Raw genomic sequence first — 20,207 nt, 5'->3', positions numbered from 1 at the left:
TCCGTAACAGGTGCTCCAATTGCCAGTTTTTCTTGCAACCTGTAGGGTCGCGCTTTTTTTTTACTGCCTCAAAGAGATCAACCATGCAGGATGCAACCCTCTCCCGTCCGGCCTTGCTGGGCATCGACCTTGGGACCACCAATAGCCTGATCGCCGTTTGGCAGGAAGGTCAGGCGCAGTTGATTCCGAACGCCCTTGGCGATGTCCTCACCCCTTCAGTGGTCAGCCTCGATGAGGACGACAGCATTCTGGTAGGCAAGGCCGCCCGCGCGCGTCTGACCACCCATCCGGAACGCACGGTGGCGGCGTTCAAGCGTTTTATGGGCAGCGACAAACAGTTCGAACTGGGCGGACGGCAATTCAGCCCCGAAGAGCTGTCGGCACTGGTGATCGGCTCGCTCAAGCAGGATGCTGAAGCCTGGCTAGGCCATCCGGTGTATGAGGCGGTGATTTCGGTGCCGGCCTATTTCAGTGACGAGCAACGCAAACGCACGCTGTTTGCCGCCGAACTGGCAGGCCTGACAGTGTCGCGGCTGATCAACGAACCGACCGCCGCGGCCATGGCCTACGGACTGCACGAGCAGAAGTTCGAGCGCACGCTGATTTTCGACTTGGGCGGCGGCACCTTTGATGTCACGGTACTGGAATACGCACTGCCGCTGATCGAAGTGCATGCCTCCACCGGCGACAACTTCCTCGGCGGTGAAGACTTCACCGCCGCGTTGTTGCAGGCCTGCCTGAAAGACTGGCAACTCACCTCTCAACAGATCGATAACCAGGGGTTGGCCAGCCTGGGCGATGCTCTGGAGCAACTCAAATGCAAACTCAGTGAAGGCACCCAGCACCTGAACTGGAACGGCGCCGGTGCCTTGCGCGAGTGGTCGCTGGATGAGGCCGTCGCGCTGAAAATCTGGGAACCGCTGCTGGCCCGGTTGCGCGCCCCCATCGAACAAGCCCTGCGCGATGCACGGCTCAAGCCTCGGGACCTCGACAGCCTGGTGCTGGTCGGAGGCGCAACGCGGATGCCTGTCGTGCAGCAGATGGTCGCCACGCTGTTCGGGCGCCTGCCCTATCGCCACCTCGACCCGGACACGATTGTCGCACTGGGCGCCGCTACCCAGGCAGCGTGCAAGGCCCGAGACAGCGCAATCGAGGAGCTGATTCTCACTGACGTATGCCCATACACGCTGGGCATTTCGACCCGTCGCGGTGAGGACGTCAGCGGCGCCTTCTCGCCGATCATCGAACGCAACACCGTGATCCCGACTTCTCGGGTGCAACGCTTCTACACCACCCATCCGCAGCAAGACCACATCCGTATCGAGGTCTATCAGGGAGAGCGGCCGTGGGTGCGGGATAATATTTTCATCGATGCCTTCGACGTCGCGGTAGCACCCAGCGACCAGACGCAAGCCCTGGATGTGCGCTTCAGCTACGACATCAACGGTTTGCTTGAAGTCGACGTGACCCTGCTGGCCAGCGGCGAACGCCACAGCCACAGCATCGATCGCAGCCCCACCGGGCTCGACCCACAATCACGGAAAAGCAGCCATGAGCGGCTCAAAGCCCTGAAAATCCATCCACGGGACGCGCTGCCCAATCGCACTCTGCTGGCGCGACTGGAGCGTGCATGGACGCAAAGCCTGGGCGACGAACGCGAACAAATTGCCGATTGGCTGGATACTTTTACCGCCGTGCTCGGTGGCCAGCAATCGGTGGAGATTGCCAGCCATCGGTCACAACTCAATAAAGCACTGGATCAGCTGCGCCTTTAGCCATTAAGCCGCCGCAGAGTCGCCTGCAAGCCACCGGGCAGCGTGTCCTCACCGGCGCTGCCCGGCGGCACACCATAGCGGTTAGGCAGCTTGTCGCCGGGAAAGCCGAACAACACCAGAGGCAGGAACGGCAATACCGGCGTCAGACAGGCAAAGATCAGCAGCGTGGGAATCCCCCGCCCCATGTCATGCAGCCGACGCAGAATCGCACTGAGCAACAGCGCGATGCCCAGCAGCATGACAACTCCCAAGACAACGGTGCCATTGAGCAGCACCATGATCGGGGTGATCAGCACACCTCCCAGCACCTGCCCGATAAACGCCTTGCGCCCCAATCGAGAGCCCAAGCGCCAGACCGCAGTGGACGGCACCGGGCGCGTGTCGCTTTTGGCCAGGAGCAGACGCTCACTCCAGGACAGCAAGGCAGTCAATGCCAGACGCAGGCCCACACTGTTCGCGGCGTCATCCTTGCCACGCTGCAACTGTTGCAGCACCTTGGTCCTGGGCACTCCTGAGGCGCCATAACGAATCAGACTTTTCAGCGTATCGAGGACTTCATAGACCAGCAGCTTGTCGACGTCGAAATCCGTCAGCACTTTGCGCGGTGGCCAAACAGGCTCTCCTTTGATCAAACCATTACGAAACGCTTCGAACCAACCATCTTCACAACTGATAGCGGCGATGGATTGCAACAGTGCGCGATGCTGCTCGGCGTCAAGGCTCGGGTCGTGATACAGCACACCCCAGAGCAGCATCAGCCCCAGCAAATCCTCGCCGCACGCATCAGGATCACTTTCAATGCAGGTATAGAGCTGCGCATTAGCGGGCAGTGCTGCGCTGTCGAGGGCCTGTTGCACATTGAACAGCTGCTGCACGAGCAGGCCATGAACCGGGTCGGTACCTTGCAGCCACCCCAGCAAACCCGCGCAGTTACCTTGCTCGCGCTGCAGGCGCCGCAATAACGGCTGAAGCCGACTCAGGGGGTGAGCCGGGTTGAGCTCCAGTCGCTCCAGACATTGGGTATCGATCAACGTCAGCCAACGTTCCGGCTGTTCGAGCAACGCCAACAGGAATACAGTTTGAGCGTGCCATTGCCACGCAGCCTCGCCTTGCGCAATGACCGGCAGGACTGCGCCTCGCTGCCCCAACTGGACCAGCAGACTCAAGCTGCGCAAGTTCACGTCCGCTTCTGCGTCCAGCAAATCAAATACCTGATCGATCCGCACCAGAGCAGACTGATCGTAGCCCCGCAGCCTGCTCAGCCACAGGCGGCAAATCTTGTGCGGCTCGCCTTTTGTCAGTTCCTCGGCCAGTTTCGGTTCAACTGAACGACTGTTGAGAAAGACCTTCATTGCCAACGGAATCGGCGCCTGGTTCAACCAACAGAGTTGCTGCTCTGCCTGATACTTGAACCCGGTCAACACCAACCCCTCAAGGGCATCGAACGGATGCGGCTCGTCCAGTATTTGTTGCAACAACCCCACATCCCCACGATGCAAGGCCCATGCATGCTGGTATAGACGCTGCAAGCGGGAATCCGCATGCTCTCCTAGCAGCAATGCCAGCAGAGGCAGTTCATCCCCCGTCATTCGCCAATCGACAAATGCGCCTGCCAAACCTTGCAGATCGAGTTGCCCGACCCCAAGCCAGCGAGCCAACGTTTCGGGACGCTGTGAAGGGCTGCCATATTCTTGAGTAACATCGTCAAGGTCATGGGACCAGTCACGGAAATTTTCCAAACGGTCGAATGCCTGGATCAGCAGCGCGAGAAAGTCCGGCTGACGTTTGGCACAAAGCTCCAGCAAGCAGCTTTCGGCCTTCGGATGACGGTACTCCAGCCAGAGCCGGATCCAGCAAGGCAGCGCTTGATCTTCAAGGCCCAACAAACTGCTTTGGCAAGCCAACAGATAAAGCCAATCGCTATCGTCTGGTGCTTGCCCCTGTCGTTCGACGCACAGTTGCAGCAGGCCTGCACCACCGATACCGGCTTGAGTGAACTGCACCAGTAAGCGCTTGATGAATACTTCGTCCGACGGCAGCGGCAGACAGGTGTGATGGCTGGCGAAGTCTTCGAATTCATGGAGCGGCCGATGCTCAAAGAGGTAGTCGAGGCTACGGGCATACCACAGGGTTTCCATCTGCACAGGCTCGGACCAGCCACTCATCAGTGTCGTGTCGAACGGGTCTGGCTTCTTGATGCGTTGCAGGAACTCTTCGACTTTATTCGCCTGCTCGAACTCAAGATCCAGCAGTTGATGCTCCCACCCCATTCGTTGCGCCAGCAGATTCGCGCAGCGGTAAGACAACGGTCCGGCATTGGTCAATGGGTGAAACAGCCCCCAACTGAGGTCATCAAGTGTGTCCAGAGGCAGCTGATCCAACGCTTTGACAAATGCTCGCCAGGCCTGCGGATGGAAGCGTCGAGCCGGATCTTCGAGCAACGCGTAAAAATCCACCAAAGTTTGCGGAATCTCGGGAACACTAGCGTCCTCATCTTCGACTTCGACCTCTTCATGACGGGCAAAGCGGGTGGCACTTTCATAGGCGACACGCAGCGCCTGAAAGCCTTCGGGATCACTCTCCGGGTGATGTTGCGGCAAACGCGCGCGGTAGGCATCTCGAATCAGTGCCTGATCTTTGGTGGGCTCTATACCCAAGCGTGTCCAGCAACTCATGACCAGTCGAACTCCCCCAGGGACGCCGGGCGCGGCGGCGGATCGAGGTCTATGTGCCAGGGCAAGTCGGTCAGGAAAGAAGGGATGTCGCGCGCAAGACCTCGTGCAATGAAAGCGCTACCCGAAGACTCCCCTTGCCGATCAAGCTCGTGAGCCATCTGTTCGTCGCTGTTACCCAGACAGCTCCAGAACGCATGACCAGCCAAGAAACCGTTGAAATAAGAAAACCAACTGCCGTAATGGTATTGCGCCCTTACAGCCAGTCGGGCATGCAACCAAAGACTCTCGGATAAATCGATCCACTCATTGCGCAAGCCACAGCGCAAGAGAAACCCCATACGCCCGAGATCCCAGGCCCTGATACCACCCGGTCCACATCCACCAAAGGTACGCCCGGCGAATTCGTGCAAATCGCGCTCACGGGGGGACAGTGTTTCAAGCAGTGCCTGCCATTCGCCAGGCAAGCAACGCTGCCACGCCCGATACGCTCCATCGAGGTGTGAGGCATGACCGTCGTCCGCCATCCCTTCGAGCATGCTCAACAACTGCGGCCGGTCATTGATGCCCCAGCTGCATTGCAGGTCAATAAATTGCGGATCGGAGTAGAAAGCAGGCTCGTCGTAATCGGCACGAGGATTAAGGGCCACCATCGGCGCAGAAAGACCGCACAGCCAACGCTGTTGTATCTCTTCCATGAAAAAAAGCTCCGGGCCGACCAGGCAGAATGTGGGGTCGGCAAAACTGGCGCGGATTGTAGAGAAGCCGCCATAAGGCGGTAAAGCTTGCATGACCGTTTTGGCGGAAAAACAAAAAGGCCCCGACAAGTCGGGGCCTTCATTCAGCGGGTTACAGCCTGTTCAGACGAATGTATTTCTTCCAATGACTCAGTGCTGCAGAGCCGGTTTTTCCGCCCCGTTGATCGGGATGCGTTTGGCTTTCGCTTCTTCCGGGATCACACGCAGCAGGTCGATACTCAGCAAACCGTTGCGCAGTTCGGCGGCCTTGATTTCGATGTGGTCCGCCAGACGGAACGACAGTTTGAAGGCGCGCTGTGCGATGCCCTGGTACAGGTAAGTGACGTTTTCGTCCGCGTCACGTTTGCCGCCACTGATGGTCAGTACACCTTTTTCTACTTGCAGGTCCAGGTCGTCTTCCTGGAAACCGGCGGCCGCCACAACGATGCGGTATTGATCATCACCGTATTTTTCAACGTTGTAGGGTGGATAGGTGCTGCCTGGCTCATTGCGCAGGGCGGTTTCGAACAGGTCGTTGAAACGGTCGAAACCTACCGAGGAACGGAACAGTGGGGCCAAGGAAAATGCAGTACTCATGATTCAAATCTCCTGAACATAATCAGCAAGTTTTTTTGTCTCCGCGACCCGAATTCGGCATCGCGTAATCCTTAGATAAGGACCGCTGATTACTTTTCAAGAGATTATTTTCAGATTTTTTTCAAGCAGATTCAGGCGGCCTCAGACACCTGCAACCCCAGTAAACGCGAGACCTGATCCAGCTCGGTTTCACGACGCAGGACGCCGAACAACTCTACTGCTTCGGGATAATTACGGGTCAGCATTGCCAGCCACTGCTTCAGGCGACCCGGCGATTGGCGTGGTGTCATCTGGGCCTTGGCTTGCAGCCAGAAATCCTGAATCAGCGGCAGCAGCTCGGCCCAGGTCATCTCGACGACCTCCTCACCGGCCCGCGCCGCAGCGATCTGCCTTGCCAGATCCGGACGCGACACCAGGCCACGACCAAGCATGATGTCTTCGACGCCGCTGATCTCGCGGCAACGGCGCCAGTCCTCGACGCTCCAGATGTCACCGTTGGCAAACACTGGCACCTTGACCACGTCCTGCACCCGCGGGATCCATTCCCAGTGAGCTGGCGGCTTGTAGCCATCCGTTTTGGTCCGCGCGTGAACCACGATGTGCGCCGCGCCGCCTTCGGCCAGGGCTGTGGCGCAAACCAGCGAGCCATCGGGACTGTCGAAGCCCAGGCGCATTTTGGCGGTCACTGGAATGTGCGCTGGCACCGCACGGCGGACATGTTCGACGATTTCGTTGAGCAGCTCAGGCTCTTTGAGCAGAACGGCGCCACCGCGCGACTTATTGACGGTCTTGGCCGGGCAGCCGAAGTTCAGGTCGATGACTTCGGAACCCAATTCGCAGGCCAGTGCAGCGTTTTCCGCCAGGCACACCGGATCGGAGCCAAGCAGTTGCACCCGCAGCGGCACGCCGGAGGCGGTACGGGCGCCGGTCAGCAGTTCCGGGCCGAACTTGTGGTAGTACGCAGGCGTGAGCAGCTGATCGTTGATCCGAATGAACTCGGTTACACACCAATCGATACCGCCCACACGGGTCAGCACGTCCCGCAGGATGTTGTCGACCAACCCCTCCATGGGCGCCAAAGCAATTTGCATGAAAAACACACTCAACGAAAAACGTGCGGCAGTTTACTGGTTTCGGCGTGCAGAAGGTATTTCGTCAGACCGGGCGGTGGCAAATGTGCGGACTGTGTCAGCTTGGAACTTGCAACGCCGAGCCATAGCCCTCGATGAATTCCGCCGGCATGCGCTTGGGCTTGCCGGTCGACAGCTCGATGCACACGAACGTGGTCTGCGCCCGCAGCAACGTCGAGTTGTCACTGGGGCGGATCAGCTGGAAGTGTCGGGTCATTCTCAGGCGCTGGTCCCAATCGACGATCCAGGTCGCCAGCTGCAGCTCATCGCCTTCGTAGGCCGCCGCCAGGTAATCAATCTCGTGCCGCACCACCGCCATCGCCCGGTCCAGCCGCCGATACTCGACCAGGTCCAGACCCAGCCGCTGCGAGTGACGCCAGGCACAGCGCTCGAGCCAGGTCACGTACACCGCGTTGTTCGCGTGGCCCAACCCGTCGATGTCTTCGGCGCCCACTTCCAGATCAATGATAAACGGCGTTGCCCGATCCCAGCCCATGCCCCACTCCCGGTCAGATTATTTCGACCGGGGCAGTGTAACGGAAGCTCAGGCCGATTGGCGCGATTGCAGGCTGCGACCGGCCAGCAGCGAGAGCACGCCATCGATCACCCGCGGATCGGCCAGGACCCGCTGATGACCGCCCTCTTCCAGGCGCAACAAGCGACTGTCGAACCAGGCTTCGTGAATCAATTGGGACTCCTTGACCGAGACAAAGCTGTCGTCCTCGGCATGGACAATCAGGCCAGGCATGTCGAGCTGGTAGTGCGCGACATCCAGCGCAGCGGCGCGCATGCCGACGTCTTTTTCGACCTGACGAATGAACGCCGAACGGGCTTTGGGCGGCAGGCGTACATAGCGCGCAAAACCGCGCAGCACCCCAAGGATTCGCGCCGGGGCGGCGATCGAGACCAGGGTTTCGGTGCGCAAACCCAACTGCACCGCGAGCATGGCGCTGGCGCCGCCCATCGAGTGACCGATTACCGCTTGCAGCGGCGGTAGTTCAGCAGCTGCTTCAAGCATCGCCCGGGCGAACAGCACCACATTGGCTTCGCGTCCAGGCGAGCGACCATGAGCCGGGCCGTCCAGGGCGACCACGGTGTAACCGGCATCGACCAGCGCCGTGATCAGCGCGGCAAACTGCGTTGGCCGGCCCTCCCAGCCGTGCATCAACAACACTGCCGGGCCCTGTCCCCAACGCAGCGCCGAGAGGCCGAAGCGCAAAGTGATCCGCTCGGATTTCGCCAGCAGCGGCAATTCCCAATCACGCGGCGGCAACTCCCGCGGGGTCATGAATGCCAGACGCATCTTGCTCGCCACCAGCTTCGGTGCGAACCAGCCCAAGGTGCCATTAACGCCACGAACCCAGCTCAACGTGTTCATCGCCCATCTCCTCAGGCTGGATGCCTTTAGGTCACAGCACCGCCGATTTGGCGGCGCGCAGCAATCGATCGGACAACTCTCCTGGCCCCAGCGCCCGCGCCAGCGCCAAACCACCCACCATCAAGGCGATGTCGGCCAAGACCTTGTCGATGTCTTCCGGGCTGGCTGCCAACTGCGCGACCATCAATTCAATATGTTCATTCAACGCCACGCGAAATTCGTCCGGCAGACGGCCCAGTTCACTGATCGACGCTGGAACCGGGCATGCCTGCTCGGTGGAATCACGGTGTTTGCGCGACAGGTAGAACGCTGCGACCAACGCGCGACGCTCTTCACCGGTCAACTCGGCATCCATGTCGGCGATCAAGTCACGACGATGGCTGAGCAGCTGCTTGAACGCCTCCAGCATCAACGCGTCCTTGCTTTCGAAGTGCGCGTAGAAACCGCCGACCGTCAGGCCGGCCGCGCCCATCACTTCACCCACGCTCGGCTCGGCCGGGCCGCGCTGGATCAGCGCTGCACTGGCAGCCTTGAGGATGCGTTCGCGGGTTTGAGCTTTTTTATCGTTCATCGTTGCCTCCGAATATTACGACTAGAATATTATTCTCATAATAATTTTCCGCAAGTCGTGGATGTGACCGCTGGTCTGAAGAACAGTGTTGGGGAAAAAGGAGATTTGGCCAAACGCCAGACAAACAAAAGGGCCATTCAATAATTGAATGACCCTTAAAAATCCCGCAAAGCGGGTAATCGTGGCGTCCCCTAGGGGACTCGAACCCCTGTTACCGCCGTGAAAGGGCGGTGTCCTAGGCCACTAGACGAAGGGGACGCAAACCCTTCTATACAACTGATCAGTGCTGAGAGCTGATCGATTCAAGGCCGGTGTGGCCAGACCTTGAACTGTAAAATTGGTGGAGCTAGACGGGATCGAACCGTCGACCTCTTGCATGCCATGCAAGCGCTCTCCCAGCTGAGCTATAGCCCCGGATTTTTCGCCTCGCGGCGGAGCGATATCTTGCAACATCGCTTCTGTAAAACTGGCGTCCCCTAGGGGACTCGAACCCCTGTTACCGCCGTGAAAGGGCGGTGTCCTAGGCCACTAGACGAAGGGGACGCAAACCCTTCTATACAACTGATCAGTGCTGAGAGCTGATCGATTCAAGGCCGGTGTGGCCAGACCTTGAAGTGTAAATTGGTGGAGCTAGACGGGATCGAACCGTCGACCTCTTGCATGCCATGCAAGCGCTCTCCCAGCTGAGCTATAGCCCCTCATCGCTGAGGACGGGGCGAATCTTAATGGCGCATCGGAAAGCTGTCAAACTTATTTTTCAAAAAATTTAAAATTTTTTGCCGACATAACAATCACTTACCGCCCTCCCCCCGTAAATTCGGGGGAAGCGCCGAAGATCAGGATCAAAAGATCGCGGCCTTCGGCAGCTCCTACTGAGTCAAACGCCGTCAGGCAATCGCGCCCAGAAGCTTTTCCCACTCTTTGTTTTCTTTCTTCGACACGCCGCCCAGCAGGTCAATGGCCTGGCGCAGACGGAAACGGGTCAGGTCCGGACCGAGGATTTCCATCGCGTCGAGTACCGATACCGAACTGGCCTGCCCGGTGATCGCAGCAAACATCAGCGGCATGGCGTCACGCAGCTTCAGCTCCAGGGATTCAACCACCGCCTGAATCGTTGCGGTGATGCTGTCCTTCTCCCACTGACGCAGGCTTTCCAGCTTCCACAGGATCAATTGCATCAACTGACGAACCTGATCGCCCGAGAGCTTCTTGGATTCGAACAGTTTAGCGTCCGGATTCACGCCACCAGCGAAGAAGAAGCCAGCCAGCGGTGCGACCTGGCTGAAGGTTTCAACCCGGCCCTGCACGTGCGGCGCGATCTTCATCATGTATTCAGGGTTCAGCGCCCACTTCTGCACGCGAGCGGCGAACTCTTCCACTGGCAGGTCACGCAACCACTGGCCGTTGAGCCACGACAGTTTCTCGATGTCGAAAATCGGCCCGCCAAGCGAGACGCGGCTCAAGTCGAAGTTGTCGACCATTTCCTGCAGGGAGAACTTCTCGCGCTCGTCCGGCATCGACCAGCCCATGCGGCCCAGGTAGTTGAGCATCGCTTCCGGCATGAAGCCCATGCGCTCGTAGAACGTCACCGAGGTCGGGTTCTTGCGCTTGGACAGCTTGCTCTTGTCCGGGTTACGCAGCAGCGGCATGTAGCACAGCTGCGGCTGTTCCCAGCCGAAGTACTCGTACAGCAGGATCAGTTTCGGTGCCGAAGGCAGCCATTCTTCCCCGCGCAGCACGTGGGTGATGCCCATCAGGTGGTCGTCGACCACGTTGGCCAGGAAGTACGTCGGCAGGCCGTCGGTCTTCATCAGCACTTGCATGTCCATGCGATCCCACGGGATCTCGACATCGCCACGCAGCATGTCCGGCACCACGCACACGCCTTCGGTCGGCACTTTCATGCGGATCACGTGGGGTTCGCCGGCAGCCAGGCGGCGCGCGACTTCTTCCTTGGACAGCAACAGCGCACGGCCGTCGTAACGCGGGGTCTCACCGCGGGCCATTTGCTCGGCGCGCATCTGGTCCAGTTCTTCAGCGGTGCAGAAGCACGGGAAGGCATGGCCCATGTCGACCAGTTGCTGGCAGTACTTCTGGTAGATATCGCCGCGCTCACTCTGACGGTAAGGACCGTGCGGGCCGCCGACATCCGGGCCTTCGCTCCAGTCGATACCCAACCAGCGCAGGGCGTCGAAAATCTGCTGTTCGGACTCGCGGGTCGAACGCAGTTGGTCGGTGTCTTCGATCCGCAGGATGAACTCACCGCCATGCTGCTTGGCAAAGCAGTAGTTGAACAAAGCGATGTAAGCGGTACCTACATGGGGGTCCCCGGTAGGCGATGGCGCGATGCGAGTGCGGACGGTGGTCATGGCATGTCTCAAAAAGAATGAAAAGCGAAGATCAAACAAGGGGCGAATGGTAACAGGCGATAGCCGCCCGGCTCCAGTGAGTGCAGGATTTAAGCGCTGCTGAGCTGCCAAGGCTGCGATCTTTTGACTTTGCCTGTAAAAACAAGATCAAAGGATCGCAGCCTTCGGCAGCTTCTACAGAGGGAGCGTCAAACCGCGATCAACCGCTCCCGCAGCTTGCCGATTTCGTCGCGCAGCTGCGCCGCGGCTTCGAATTCCAGGTCGCGGGCGAGCTGGTACATCTTCTCTTCCAGCTGACGAATGCGCTTGGTGATCTCGCTCGGCGAACGCAATTCGGCTTCGTATTTGGCGCTTTCCTCGGCAGCCTTGGCCATGCCTTTGCGCTTCTTGCTGCGCGAACCCGGCACAGTCGCGCCTTCCATAATGTCGGCGACGTCCTTGAACACCCCTTTGGGCGTAATGCCGTTGGCCAGGTTGAAGGCGATCTGCTTGTCGCGACGACGCTCGGTTTCGCCAATCGCCCGCTCCATGGAACCAGTAATCCGATCCGCATACAGAATCGCCCGGCCATTAAGGTTGCGTGCCGCCCGGCCAATGGTCTGGATCAGCGAGCGCTCGGAGCGCAGGAAGCCCTCCTTGTCGGCATCGAGAATCGCCACCAGCGAGACTTCCGGCATGTCCAGGCCTTCACGCAGCAGGTTGATCCCCACCAGCACATCGAAGGTGCCGAGGCGCAAGTCACGGATGATCTCGACCCGCTCCACGGTGTCGATGTCCGAGTGCAGATAACGCACGCGCACGCCGTGATCGGCCAGGTAATCGGTCAAATCCTCGGACATGCGCTTGGTCAGCGTGGTCACCAGCACCCGCTCTTCCAGGGCTACGCGCTTGGTGATTTCCGAGAGCAAGTCGTCGACCTGAGTCAGCGCCGGACGGATTTCGATCTGCGGGTCCACCAGGCCAGTCGGGCGCACCACTTGCTCGACCACGCGCCCTGCGTGCTCCGCCTCGTAATTGCCCGGTGTGGCCGAGACAAATATTGTCTGCGGACTGATGCCTTCGAACTCGTCGAAACGCATCGGCCGGTTATCCAGCGCCGATGGCAGGCGGAAGCCATATTCCACCAGCGTTTCCTTACGGGACCGGTCGCCCTTATACATGGCGCCGACCTGCGGCACGCTGACGTGGGATTCGTCGATCACCAGCAAGGCGTCGGCTGGCAGGTAGTCAAACAAGGTGGGCGGCGCCTCGCCGGATGCACGGCCCGACAGGTAGCGCGAGTAGTTTTCGATGCCGTTGCAGTAACCCAGCTCCAGAATCATCTCCAGGTCGAAACGGGTGCGTTGCTCCAGCCGCTGGGCTTCCACTAGCTTGTTGTTGGAGCGCAGGTATTCCAGGCGCTCCTGCAACTCGACCTTGATCCCCTCGACGGCGTCGAGCAGGGTTTCCCGAGGCGTCACGTAATGGCTCTTCGGATAGAAGGTGAAGCGCGGCAGCTTGCGGATGACTTCGCCCGTCAGCGGATCGAAGGCGGACAGGCTTTCCACCTCGTCATCGAACAGCTCGATGCGGATCGCCTCAAAATCGGATTCCGCCGGGTGGATATCAATCACATCGCCGCGCACCCGGAAAGTCGCCCGGGCGAAGTCCACGTCGTTGCGGGTGTATTGCAGGTCGGCCAGGCGACGCAACAGCGCACGCTGGTCGAGCTTGTCGCCGCGATCCACGTGCAACACCATCTTCAAATAGGTTTCCGGGCTGCCCAGACCGTAGATGCACGACACCGTGGTGACGATGATTGCGTCTTTGCGTTCCAGCAGCGCTTTGGTCGCGGACAGGCGCATCTGCTCGATGTGGTCGTTGATCGAGGCGTCCTTCTCGATGAAGGTGTCGGACGACGGCACATAAGCTTCGGGCTGGTAGTAGTCGTAATAGGAGACGAAGTATTCAACGGCGTTGTTCGGGAAGAACGCCTTGAACTCGCCGTACAACTGCGCGGCCAGGGTCTTGTTCGGCGCCAGCACCAGCGTCGGGCGCTGCACTTGGGCGATCACGTTGGCGATGCTGAAGGTCTTGCCCGAGCCGGTCACACCGAGCAGCGTCTGGTGCGCCAGCCCGGCCTCGATGCCCTCGACCATCAGACGGATGGCTTCCGGCTGATCGCCGGCGGGCTCGAAGCGGGTGACTAGCTGGAATTCAGACATACATACCTCTGGTTCACTCTTGCCCGGTTAAGCCGGACAGGAACGAGAAAGACCGCAAACGACCGATGTCGCCCGAGGAAAAAACTGGATTGTGCTCAATGTGGAGCCGATTGCCATCCCTTTCAAGGCAAACGTCCTACATCGGGTAAAACCTTTGACGACGTCGCTCGACCAACGATCGAAAAATAATTGGAAAAACTTACCGTAAAAGCCGAATCGCCTGTCGCCATCAATCGCTGATGGCCTCTATACTAGCTCCCCGTTTGTGCACCGCTCTAGTGCATTCGGCTGGAGCGCGACACGTCCCTCCACACTCCATTCAGAGCCGCCGCAATAATGAGCCTGTTCTCCGCTGTCGAAATGGCACCACGCGATCCAATCCTGGGCCTCAACGAAGCATTCAATGCCGATACCCGTACCACCAAGGTCAACCTGGGGGTCGGTGTTTACTGCGACGAGCAAGGGCGAATCCCTCTCCTGCGCGCCGTTGTCGAAGCCGAGACGATTCGCGCCGCTCAACACGTTTCCCGTGGCTACTTGCCGATCGACGGCATCGCCGCCTACGACCAGGCCGTGCAGAAACTGCTGTTCGGCAATGACTCGCCACTGATCGCTGCTGGCCGGGTCATCACCACCCAGGCCGTCGGCGGTACTGGCGCGCTGAAAATCGGTGCCGATTTCCTCAAGCAACTGCTGCCGAACGCCGTCGTGGCGATCAGCGACCCGAGCTGGGAAAACCACCGCGCACTGTTCGAAACCGCTGGTTTCCCAGTACAGAACTATCGCTACTATGACGCCGCCACCCACGACGTTAACCGCGCCGGCCTGCTGGAAGACCTGAACGCCCTGCCGTCCGGCTCCATCGTTGTGCTGCACGCTTGCTGCCACAACCCGACTGGCGTCGACTTGAGCCCGGCGGACTGGAAAAACGTGCTGGACGTGGTGAAAGCCAAAGGTCACATTCCATTCCTCGACATGGCCTACCAGGGCTTTGGCGACGGTATCGATGAAGACGCTGCCGCTGTGCGCCTGTTCGCCGAATCGAACCTGACCTTCTTCGTTTCCAGCTCGTTCTCCAAATCCTTCTCGCTGTACGGCGAGCGCGTTGGCGCCCTGTCGATCGTCAGCGAATCGAAAGAAGAAAGCGCGCGCGTGCTGTCGCAAGTCAAACGCGTGATCCGCACCAACTACTCCAACCCGCCGACCCACGGTGCAAGCATCGTCGCCGCTGTGCTGAACAGCCCGGTATTGCGTGCCCAGTGGGAAGAAGAACTGGCAGAAATGCGTCTGCGGATTCGCGGCATGCGCACCCAGATGGTCGACCTGCTGGCGAAAAACGCTCCACAGCGCGATTTCAGCTTCGTCGGTCGCCAGCGCGGCATGTTCTCCTACTCCGGCCTGACGGTTGAGCAAGTGACCCGTCTGCGCAACGAGTTCGGCATCTACGCCCTGGACACCGGCCGCATCTGCGTTGCCGCGCTGAACCAGAGCAACATCGACGCCGTGACCAAGGCCATCGTTCAGGTGATCTGAGTCGTCGCGTGACATGAAAACGGGAAGCCAAAATGGCTTCCCGTTTTTTATTGGCCTCAGATAAATCTCAAAGCAGCCGCTGCGCCCTTTAAACTCCCACAGGCTTTATGTACACCCGAGAATTCTTGCGAGAACCCACATGAAAAACGACGACCTACGCGCCGACCGCGATGAACTGGACCACTTCGTGCCCCGCTCCTCGGCCAAACGCGGTAATAACCTGGTGCTGCAAGTGGCCGCGGGCGTGTTCCTTGGCGGCCTGGCCTTGTGGCTGGTGCAACTGGCCGCCACGATGCTGTATGCCAAGCTGATGCTCGGCACTATCACTTTTGGCGGTTAGGCCAATTCGCTCGCACGCTGGCTGGCCGCGTCGTCATAGGCGACATAAAGCGACTCGGCCACCTGACTTTTGATCGCCTTGGTGCTTTCCAGGCCCAGGACAAAACCTTCGGCCTTGCCGCCTGCGCGGTTCAGTTCTTCAGCGGTGCTGGCCTGAGTGATTGCGTCGAACAGTTTCTCGGCGTGCGGGCCGACACCTTTGGGCAAGCTGATCTGAGCAATGCTCATGGGAACACCCCACTGTTTCGGGGTGTGAAGGCTGGGTGATTCATGGCGCATACCTTTTCGGCTGAGGGCCGGCAGCGCGTGTCACCACTTCCGGGCAGCCATGGTAGACCTCTCCCGCGCTTCTGGTAACCGCCGATGGCCGATAAACCTCCCTCTGATCCGATGAAAACATCAAATTGCCAACAGAGGCTTGACTTCTCTTTTTGAATCAGTAACATACACGCCATTCCGCGATAGCTCAGTTGGTAGAGCAAGTGACTGTTAATCACTGGGTCCCTGGTTCGAGTCCAGGTCGTGGAGCCAGACAGCAAAATCGAAAAGCCCCTGAATCGAAAGGTTCAGGGGCTTTTTTTGTGCTTGCCATAAAGTCAAAAGATCGCAGACCGCAATCTTTTGACTATCTATCTTTAGACATGCTCACTGCTTTTCGCATGCACCGCACGCAGCTCGGCATGCCCATGATCCGTCTCCACCACCGGAATCTCATTCCCGTCGCAGTCGCGCAGTTTACCCTCACTGAAGTAATCCCCTTCCCGCAGCGCCGCCAGGTCTTGATAACGCAGGACTCGTTCAGTACCGGCGGCAAATACCGATTGCTGGTCCGAGTTGCCGGCCGTGAGGTGGTTGAAGGTCAGGTTCAGCACGATGGCCATGATCGCCGAGGAGCTGATGCCCGAGTGGAAGATCGTCGAGAACCAGCTGGGAAAGTGGTCGTAGAAGTTCGGGGCGGCGATGGGGATCATGCCGAAACCGATGGAAGTGGCGACGATGATCAGGTTGACGTTGTTGCGGTAGTCGACCTTGGACAGTGTCCGAATGCCGCTGGCGGCGACGGTACCGAACAGCACGATGCCGGCGCCACCAAGTACGGAGGTTGGCACGGCGGCGATGACCCGTCCCATGAACGGCAGCAACCCAAGTACCACCAGAAACACACCACCCGTGGCCACCACGAATCGGCTCTTGATCCCGGTCACCGCCACCAGCCCGACGTTCTGGGCGAAGGCGCTCTGAGTGAAGGAGCCGAAGATTGGCGCGATCATGCTCGACAGCATGTCTGCACGCAAACCGTTGCCCAGGCGTTTTGAGTCGACCTTGGTGCCGATGATTTCACCGACGGCGAGGATATCGGCCGAGGTTTCCACCAGGGTCACCATGATCACGATGCACATCGACAGGATCGCGGCGAAGTGGAAGGTCGGCATGCCGAAATGGAACGGCGCCGGAAAGCCGAACATCGGCCCTTGGGTAACGGACGAGAAATCCGCCATGCCGAGGAACACAGCGATGACCGTGCCGATGACCATCGCCAGGAGGATCGACAAACGGGAAATGGTCGCGCTGCCGATCTTGCTCAATAGCAACACCAGCACCAGCGTCATCGCCGCCAGACCGATGTTCGCCATGCTGCCGAAATCCGGCGCATGGCTGTTACCACCCATGGCCCAGCGCGCGGCCACCGGCATCAGCGTCAAGCCGATAGTGGTGATCACAATGCCCGTCACCAGCGGTGGAAAGAACTTGGTAATCCTTGAGAACACCGGCGTGATCAGCAAACCGATCAACGACGCGGCAATCACCGCCCCGAGAATCGACTGAAAGCCACCCTCCCCGCCACTGCTGACTATCGCGACCATGGTCGCAACGCCGGAGAACGACACGCCCTGCACCAGCGGCAACTGACAACCGAAAAACGGCAAACCCAGGGTTTGCAGCAATGTCGCCAGCCCCCCTGCAAACAATGAAGCAGCAATCAACAAACCGATGTCTGCCGGCGAGAGCCCGGCCGCCTGGCCGATGATCAAAGGCACCGCGACGATACCGCCGTACATGGTCAGAACGTGTTGCAGGCCATAAGCCATATTCGCGCCGATCCCAAGGTTTTCGTCCTCGGGCCGTTGGTGTGAAACATGGGGCGTTTTCATGGTTGGGGGGTTCCCTGGTTTTTGTTATGCGCACACTGTATTCAATACTCAGGACAACTGTCTATAGAGTTGTATACAACTGCCCAGTCAGATTATGGACACTTGTCCACGCCACCCTTTGGCCATAGCGCCTCCAACCCCAAACGTCTTGAAATACATCCCTGCGCCCCTATCCCTCCTCACCGCTAATCTTTTGCTTTCCAAGCGACCGCCGGCACGGACGCCTCCTCGCTTATACATATAAAGTATGCATAATGAAGTCATTCGAGATTCAGTATCACAGGGCAAAGAACGCGGCCAACAAACTAAAACATCAAGGCATCAGCCTCGCAGAGACAGAACCGGTGTTTTATGACGAACGAGCCCTGACTTTTCAGGACAACCATCATGATGAGCAGCGGTGGATCATCATGGGGCTGGATGCCAAAGGTCGCTTGCTGGTCGTTGCGTACACCTATCGCGCCCCGAATTTCGTGCGAATCATTTCCGCACGCATCGCCACCAAAGGCGAGCGTCGCCACTATTTGGAGGCTTGAACGATGAAAGACGAATACGACTTCAGCAACGCCAAGCGTGGAGCAATTGCCACAAGCAAAGGCAAGACCCGAATCACCATCATGCTCGACGATGTCGTCATAGAGGCTGCACGCGCTCTGGCAGAAAACGAGGGGTATGGCTACCAGACAGTGATCAACAATACTTTGCGCCAGGTGTTGCTCAGCGATAAAGGCAAAGCGGCGAAGCCCGATGAGAACACCGCAGGTACAAACGTCGGGCATTTCAAAAAAGGCATAACCGCCTCGGAGCTGAAAAGCCTGGAGAAAAAATTGTCAGAGGCCCTCAGCGAAATCCATCACGTGATGGAGCTAGAAGTTCGTTCCTAGACACAAACCGCTTGAGTCGGCCAAATAAAAAAGGGCGGATTGATCAGATCCGCCCTTCGCGTGGTGCTCAGTTTGCCTGCGGCACCGGCTCGATCAACCGCTCCAGCACCGGCTCCAACGCCTCCTTCGCTGGCACCCGAATGTCGAACTCACGTTCCAGCAACCCGATCAACTCATCCACATCCGTCACCTGCCGCCGCTCGCTCTCGCTGCCCAAGCGGTGAATGGCAAAACTGCCATTGTTCAGCGTGCGTCGCCATCCCTCCCCCGTCCGCGCCACCATCAATTGTTTGACGAAGGGCGATTCAGGATGAGTCGAGACGTACCAGTTACCGAGGGTGTAATCGATGTCTTCCTGACGTTGCAGATCGAAGATGTACATCGCCCGCCATTCACCGCCGACGTTGGCACGCAGGGTGTAACCGTCTGCATGCTGTTCGATGCGATAGGGTTCGTGGGGAGTGAGCTGTTCGTCCTCGGTGTCGAGGATCAGCGGTGCGGTGGGCACCATGCCGCCGAAGCCGACGTCGGTGATGTAGCGCACGCCGTCAAGGATCACCAGGCTCAAGCGGTGAGTGCGTGCGGTCCATGCGCCTTCGGGCTGGTTCATGACTACGCGACCGGTGATGCCGCGCGCCTCGAAACCCAGCGTCTGCAGCAAGGCCAGGAACAGGTTGTTGAGTTCGTAGCAGTAACCGCCACGGCCGTCGTGCAGGACTTTCTGCTCGATGGACGGCAGGTCGATGAGTACCGGTTGACCCAGCAGCGTGGTGAGGTTTTCGAACGGAAAAGCACCGGTGTGGCGCAACTGCAATTGACGCAGGGTTTCCAGGGTCGGCGCCGGGGGCGCGTCGAAACCCAGGCGTTGCAGGTACAGCGCAAGATTTGTCAGTCGTGGTTCGCTCATCGCTCAATCCTTATGCATGGAGCCCGCGGATCGCTCCGCCGATGGCCGCCATGTATAAGGGAAAAAGTGCTCGGGCCGATAATTGATTTCGCCAATCGCCGCTCACACTAAAACTATCGCCGTTTGCGTGAACCCAATCGAATCCACGTCGGCGCGTGATCGCTGGCATGAGACTCGTTGCGAACCCAGGCGTCGACGCCGGCCTCTCGCAGATAAGGACTCGCTGCCTGATTGAGCAGCAGATGATCGATGCGCAGTCCCGAGTTTTTCTGCCAGTGCTGCCGGAAGTAGTCCCAGAAGGTGTAGATCCGCTCCTCCGGGTACAGATGGCGCAGGGAATCAGTCCAGCCCTGATCCAGCAGACGCTGATAACACGCACGACTCTCGGGTTGCAGCAGCGCGTCCTTGAGCCAGGAGCGTGGGTTGTAGATGTCCATATCGGTGGGCACCACGTTGTAGTCGCCGGCCAGCACCACCGGATGCTCGCTGCCTTGCAGGTCCTTGGCGTACGAGATCAGCCGCTCGAACCACGCCAGTTTGTAATCGAACTTCGGCCCCGGCTGCGGATTGCCGTTGGGCAAGTACAGACACCCCACCAGAACCCCGTGCACGGCCGCTTCGATGTAGCGGCTATGGGTGTCACTGTCATCGCCCGGCAGACCACGCCGACGCTCCAGCGGTTGCGCATCGCGCGCCAAAATCGCCACCCCGTTCCACGCCGCCTGGCCCTGCCAGATAGCGCCATAACCGGCCGCCTCCAGCTCAGCGGCAGGGAATGCCCCGTCCACCGATTTGAGTTCCTGCAGGCAGGCGATGTCTGGCTGCTCCCGCGCCAGCCACGCCAGTAGATTGGGCAGGCGTGCACGCATGCCATTGACGTTGAAGGTGGCGATTTTCAGGTTGTTCATAATCCGACGCTCGCAACGGATGGGCGGTATCCAATTGTGACCGGGGGCCG

General features: G+C 59.1%; 18 protein-coding genes and 5 tRNA genes. 6 read left to right on the top strand and 17 right to left on the bottom strand.

The features are described 5' to 3' along the window. Positions 1–83: 83 nt before the first annotated feature. On the top strand, positions 84–1,775 hold the full coding sequence (locus tag PGR6_RS10030; protein ID WP_064616987.1) for a molecular chaperone HscC: 1,692 nt from the start codon (positions 84–86) through the stop codon (positions 1,773–1,775). Here the strand turns inward: PGR6_RS10030 and PGR6_RS10025 are convergent. The 13 genes from PGR6_RS10025 to uvrB all read right to left on the bottom strand — a co-directional run bounded on the left by PGR6_RS10025 (position 1,772) and on the right by uvrB (position 13,433). Beyond that, positions 1,772–4,450: a DUF805 domain-containing protein gene (locus tag PGR6_RS10025; protein WP_064616986.1), complete on the bottom strand. Its 2,679-nt coding sequence runs from the start codon at positions 4,448–4,450 to the stop codon at positions 1,772–1,774. The two genes, PGR6_RS10030 and PGR6_RS10025, sit on opposite strands and share 4 nt — an antisense overlap. Further along, positions 4,447–5,145 (bottom strand): DUF1266 domain-containing protein, encoded by a 699-nt coding sequence (locus PGR6_RS10020; RefSeq protein ID WP_064616985.1) that lies wholly within the window; start codon positions 5,143–5,145, stop codon positions 4,447–4,449. The genes PGR6_RS10025 and PGR6_RS10020 overlap by 4 nt, the downstream gene beginning before the upstream one ends. A 189-nt stretch (positions 5,146–5,334) precedes the next feature. Next, positions 5,335–5,781, bottom strand: coding sequence for an Hsp20 family protein (locus PGR6_RS10015; protein ID WP_019582116.1), 447 nt, complete (start codon positions 5,779–5,781; stop codon positions 5,335–5,337). 131 nt (positions 5,782–5,912) lie between these two features. Then, positions 5,913–6,872, bottom strand: coding sequence for a tRNA dihydrouridine synthase (locus PGR6_RS10010; protein ID WP_064616984.1), 960 nt, complete (start codon positions 6,870–6,872; stop codon positions 5,913–5,915). Between the two features lie 97 nt (positions 6,873–6,969). Then, entirely contained in the window at positions 6,970–7,407 is a 438-nt protein-coding gene (locus PGR6_RS10005) for an acyl-CoA thioesterase (protein ID WP_019582115.1), read from the bottom strand. A 48-nt stretch (positions 7,408–7,455) separates the two neighbouring features. After that, complete coding sequence (locus PGR6_RS10000) at positions 7,456–8,289, bottom strand: alpha/beta fold hydrolase (RefSeq protein WP_018928104.1); 834 nt, start codon at positions 8,287–8,289, stop codon at positions 7,456–7,458. A 31-nt stretch (positions 8,290–8,320) separates the two neighbouring features. Beyond that, the gene (locus tag PGR6_RS09995; protein WP_019582113.1) at positions 8,321–8,860 is read right to left on the bottom strand and encodes a TetR/AcrR family transcriptional regulator; all 540 of its coding nucleotides are present in this window, start codon (positions 8,858–8,860) and stop codon (positions 8,321–8,323) included. 182 nt (positions 8,861–9,042) lie between these two features. Beyond that, positions 9,043–9,118: transfer RNA gene (locus tag PGR6_RS09990), tRNA-Glu, on the bottom strand. Positions 9,119–9,198: 80 nt separating this feature from the next. Continuing rightward, positions 9,199–9,274: transfer RNA gene (locus PGR6_RS09985), tRNA-Ala, on the bottom strand. Between the two features lie 53 nt (positions 9,275–9,327). Then, positions 9,328–9,403 (bottom strand) — tRNA-Glu (locus PGR6_RS09980). Positions 9,404–9,482: 79 nt separating this feature from the next. Next, positions 9,483–9,558 (bottom strand) — tRNA-Ala (locus PGR6_RS09975). Between the two features lie 189 nt (positions 9,559–9,747). Next, positions 9,748–11,229: a glutamate--tRNA ligase gene (gltX, locus tag PGR6_RS09970; protein ID WP_018928106.1), complete on the bottom strand. Its 1,482-nt coding sequence runs from the start codon at positions 11,227–11,229 to the stop codon at positions 9,748–9,750. Between the two features lie 188 nt (positions 11,230–11,417). Continuing rightward, positions 11,418–13,433: an excinuclease ABC subunit UvrB gene (gene uvrB / locus PGR6_RS09965; protein ID WP_019582112.1), complete on the bottom strand. Its 2,016-nt coding sequence runs from the start codon at positions 13,431–13,433 to the stop codon at positions 11,418–11,420. A 336-nt stretch (positions 13,434–13,769) separates the two neighbouring features. On the opposite strand from uvrB, the gene PGR6_RS09960 reads away from it, so the two are divergent. Both PGR6_RS09960 and PGR6_RS09955 read left to right on the top strand, forming a co-directional pair. Further along, entirely contained in the window at positions 13,770–14,966 is a 1,197-nt protein-coding gene (locus tag PGR6_RS09960; RefSeq protein WP_018928108.1) for an amino acid aminotransferase, read from the top strand. A 139-nt stretch (positions 14,967–15,105) separates the two neighbouring features. Continuing rightward, a complete protein-coding gene (locus tag PGR6_RS09955; RefSeq protein ID WP_007935214.1) occupies positions 15,106–15,306 on the top strand; it encodes a hypothetical protein in 201 nt (66 codons plus the stop codon). On the opposite strand, the gene PGR6_RS09950 is transcribed toward PGR6_RS09955, so the two are convergent. Further along, positions 15,303–15,533, bottom strand: a complete 231-nt coding sequence (locus PGR6_RS09950; protein ID WP_018928109.1) for a hypothetical protein — start codon at positions 15,531–15,533, stop codon at positions 15,303–15,305. The two genes, PGR6_RS09955 and PGR6_RS09950, sit on opposite strands and share 4 nt — an antisense overlap. Before the next feature lie 227 nt (positions 15,534–15,760). On the opposite strand from PGR6_RS09950, the gene PGR6_RS09945 reads away from it, so the two are divergent. After that, positions 15,761–15,836, top strand: a tRNA-Asn gene (locus PGR6_RS09945). A gap of 104 nt (positions 15,837–15,940) precedes the next feature. Here the strand turns inward: PGR6_RS09945 and PGR6_RS09940 are convergent. After that, entirely contained in the window at positions 15,941–17,458 is a 1,518-nt protein-coding gene (locus PGR6_RS09940; RefSeq protein WP_064616983.1) for a nucleobase:cation symporter-2 family protein, read from the bottom strand. Positions 17,459–17,712: 254 nt separating this feature from the next. Between PGR6_RS09940 and PGR6_RS09935 the strand changes: the two genes are divergently transcribed. Next, entirely contained in the window at positions 17,713–17,994 is a 282-nt protein-coding gene (locus PGR6_RS09935) for a BrnT family toxin (RefSeq protein WP_064616982.1), read from the top strand. A gap of 3 nt (positions 17,995–17,997) precedes the next feature. After that, positions 17,998–18,342: a BrnA antitoxin family protein gene (locus tag PGR6_RS09930; protein WP_064616981.1), complete on the top strand. Its 345-nt coding sequence runs from the start codon at positions 17,998–18,000 to the stop codon at positions 18,340–18,342. A 67-nt stretch (positions 18,343–18,409) separates the two neighbouring features. Here the strand turns inward: PGR6_RS09930 and PGR6_RS09925 are convergent, their stop codons facing one another. Both PGR6_RS09925 and xth read right to left on the bottom strand, forming a co-directional pair. Continuing rightward, positions 18,410–19,249 carry an arylamine N-acetyltransferase family protein gene (locus PGR6_RS09925; protein WP_018928113.1) on the bottom strand — a complete coding sequence of 280 codons (840 nt, stop codon included), beginning with the start codon at positions 19,247–19,249 and terminating at the stop codon, positions 18,410–18,412. Between the two features lie 113 nt (positions 19,250–19,362). Next, positions 19,363–20,157 (bottom strand): exodeoxyribonuclease III, encoded by a 795-nt coding sequence (gene xth / locus PGR6_RS09920; protein ID WP_064616980.1) that lies wholly within the window; start codon positions 20,155–20,157, stop codon positions 19,363–19,365. Positions 20,158–20,207: the final 50 nt, after the last annotated feature.

The organism is Pseudomonas sp. GR 6-02 (assembly GCF_001655615.1).
Lineage (GTDB): Bacteria > Pseudomonadota > Gammaproteobacteria > Pseudomonadales > Pseudomonadaceae > Aquipseudomonas.
This window is presented reverse-complemented; position numbering and strand designations above follow the sequence as displayed.

Bases quoted from the DNA above. Each gene is read 5' to 3' on its own strand.
- PGR6_RS10000 (WP_018928104.1), bottom strand. From the start codon at position 8,289: ATGAACACGTTGAGCTGGGTTCGTGGCGTTAATGGCACCTTGGGCTGG.
- PGR6_RS10025 (WP_064616986.1), bottom strand. From the start codon at position 4,450: ATGAGTTGCTGGACACGCTTGGGTATAGAGCCCACCAAAGATCAGGCA.
- PGR6_RS10020 (WP_064616985.1), bottom strand. From the start codon at position 5,145: ATGGAAGAGATACAACAGCGTTGGCTGTGCGGTCTTTCTGCGCCGATG.
- PGR6_RS09925 (WP_018928113.1), bottom strand. From the start codon at position 19,249: ATGAGCGAACCACGACTGACAAATCTTGCGCTGTACCTGCAACGCCTG.
- PGR6_RS09950 (WP_018928109.1), bottom strand. From the start codon at position 15,533: ATGAGCATTGCTCAGATCAGCTTGCCCAAAGGTGTCGGCCCGCACGCC.
- PGR6_RS09995 (WP_019582113.1), bottom strand. From the start codon at position 8,860: ATGAACGATAAAAAAGCTCAAACCCGCGAACGCATCCTCAAGGCTGCC.
- xth (WP_064616980.1), bottom strand. From the start codon at position 20,157: ATGAACAACCTGAAAATCGCCACCTTCAACGTCAATGGCATGCGTGCA.
- PGR6_RS10005 (WP_019582115.1), bottom strand. From the start codon at position 7,407: ATGGGCTGGGATCGGGCAACGCCGTTTATCATTGATCTGGAAGTGGGC.
- gltX (WP_018928106.1), bottom strand. From the start codon at position 11,229: ATGACCACCGTCCGCACTCGCATCGCGCCATCGCCTACCGGGGACCCC.
- PGR6_RS10030 (WP_064616987.1), top strand. From the start codon at position 84: ATGCAGGATGCAACCCTCTCCCGTCCGGCCTTGCTGGGCATCGACCTT.
- PGR6_RS09955 (WP_007935214.1), top strand. From the start codon at position 15,106: ATGAAAAACGACGACCTACGCGCCGACCGCGATGAACTGGACCACTTC.
- PGR6_RS10015 (WP_019582116.1), bottom strand. From the start codon at position 5,781: ATGAGTACTGCATTTTCCTTGGCCCCACTGTTCCGTTCCTCGGTAGGT.
- PGR6_RS09930 (WP_064616981.1), top strand. From the start codon at position 17,998: ATGAAAGACGAATACGACTTCAGCAACGCCAAGCGTGGAGCAATTGCC.
- PGR6_RS09960 (WP_018928108.1), top strand. From the start codon at position 13,770: ATGAGCCTGTTCTCCGCTGTCGAAATGGCACCACGCGATCCAATCCTG.
- PGR6_RS09940 (WP_064616983.1), bottom strand. From the start codon at position 17,458: ATGAAAACGCCCCATGTTTCACACCAACGGCCCGAGGACGAAAACCTT.
- PGR6_RS10010 (WP_064616984.1), bottom strand. From the start codon at position 6,872: ATGCAAATTGCTTTGGCGCCCATGGAGGGGTTGGTCGACAACATCCTG.
- PGR6_RS09935 (WP_064616982.1), top strand. From the start codon at position 17,713: ATGAAGTCATTCGAGATTCAGTATCACAGGGCAAAGAACGCGGCCAAC.
- uvrB (WP_019582112.1), bottom strand. From the start codon at position 13,433: ATGTCTGAATTCCAGCTAGTCACCCGCTTCGAGCCCGCCGGCGATCAG.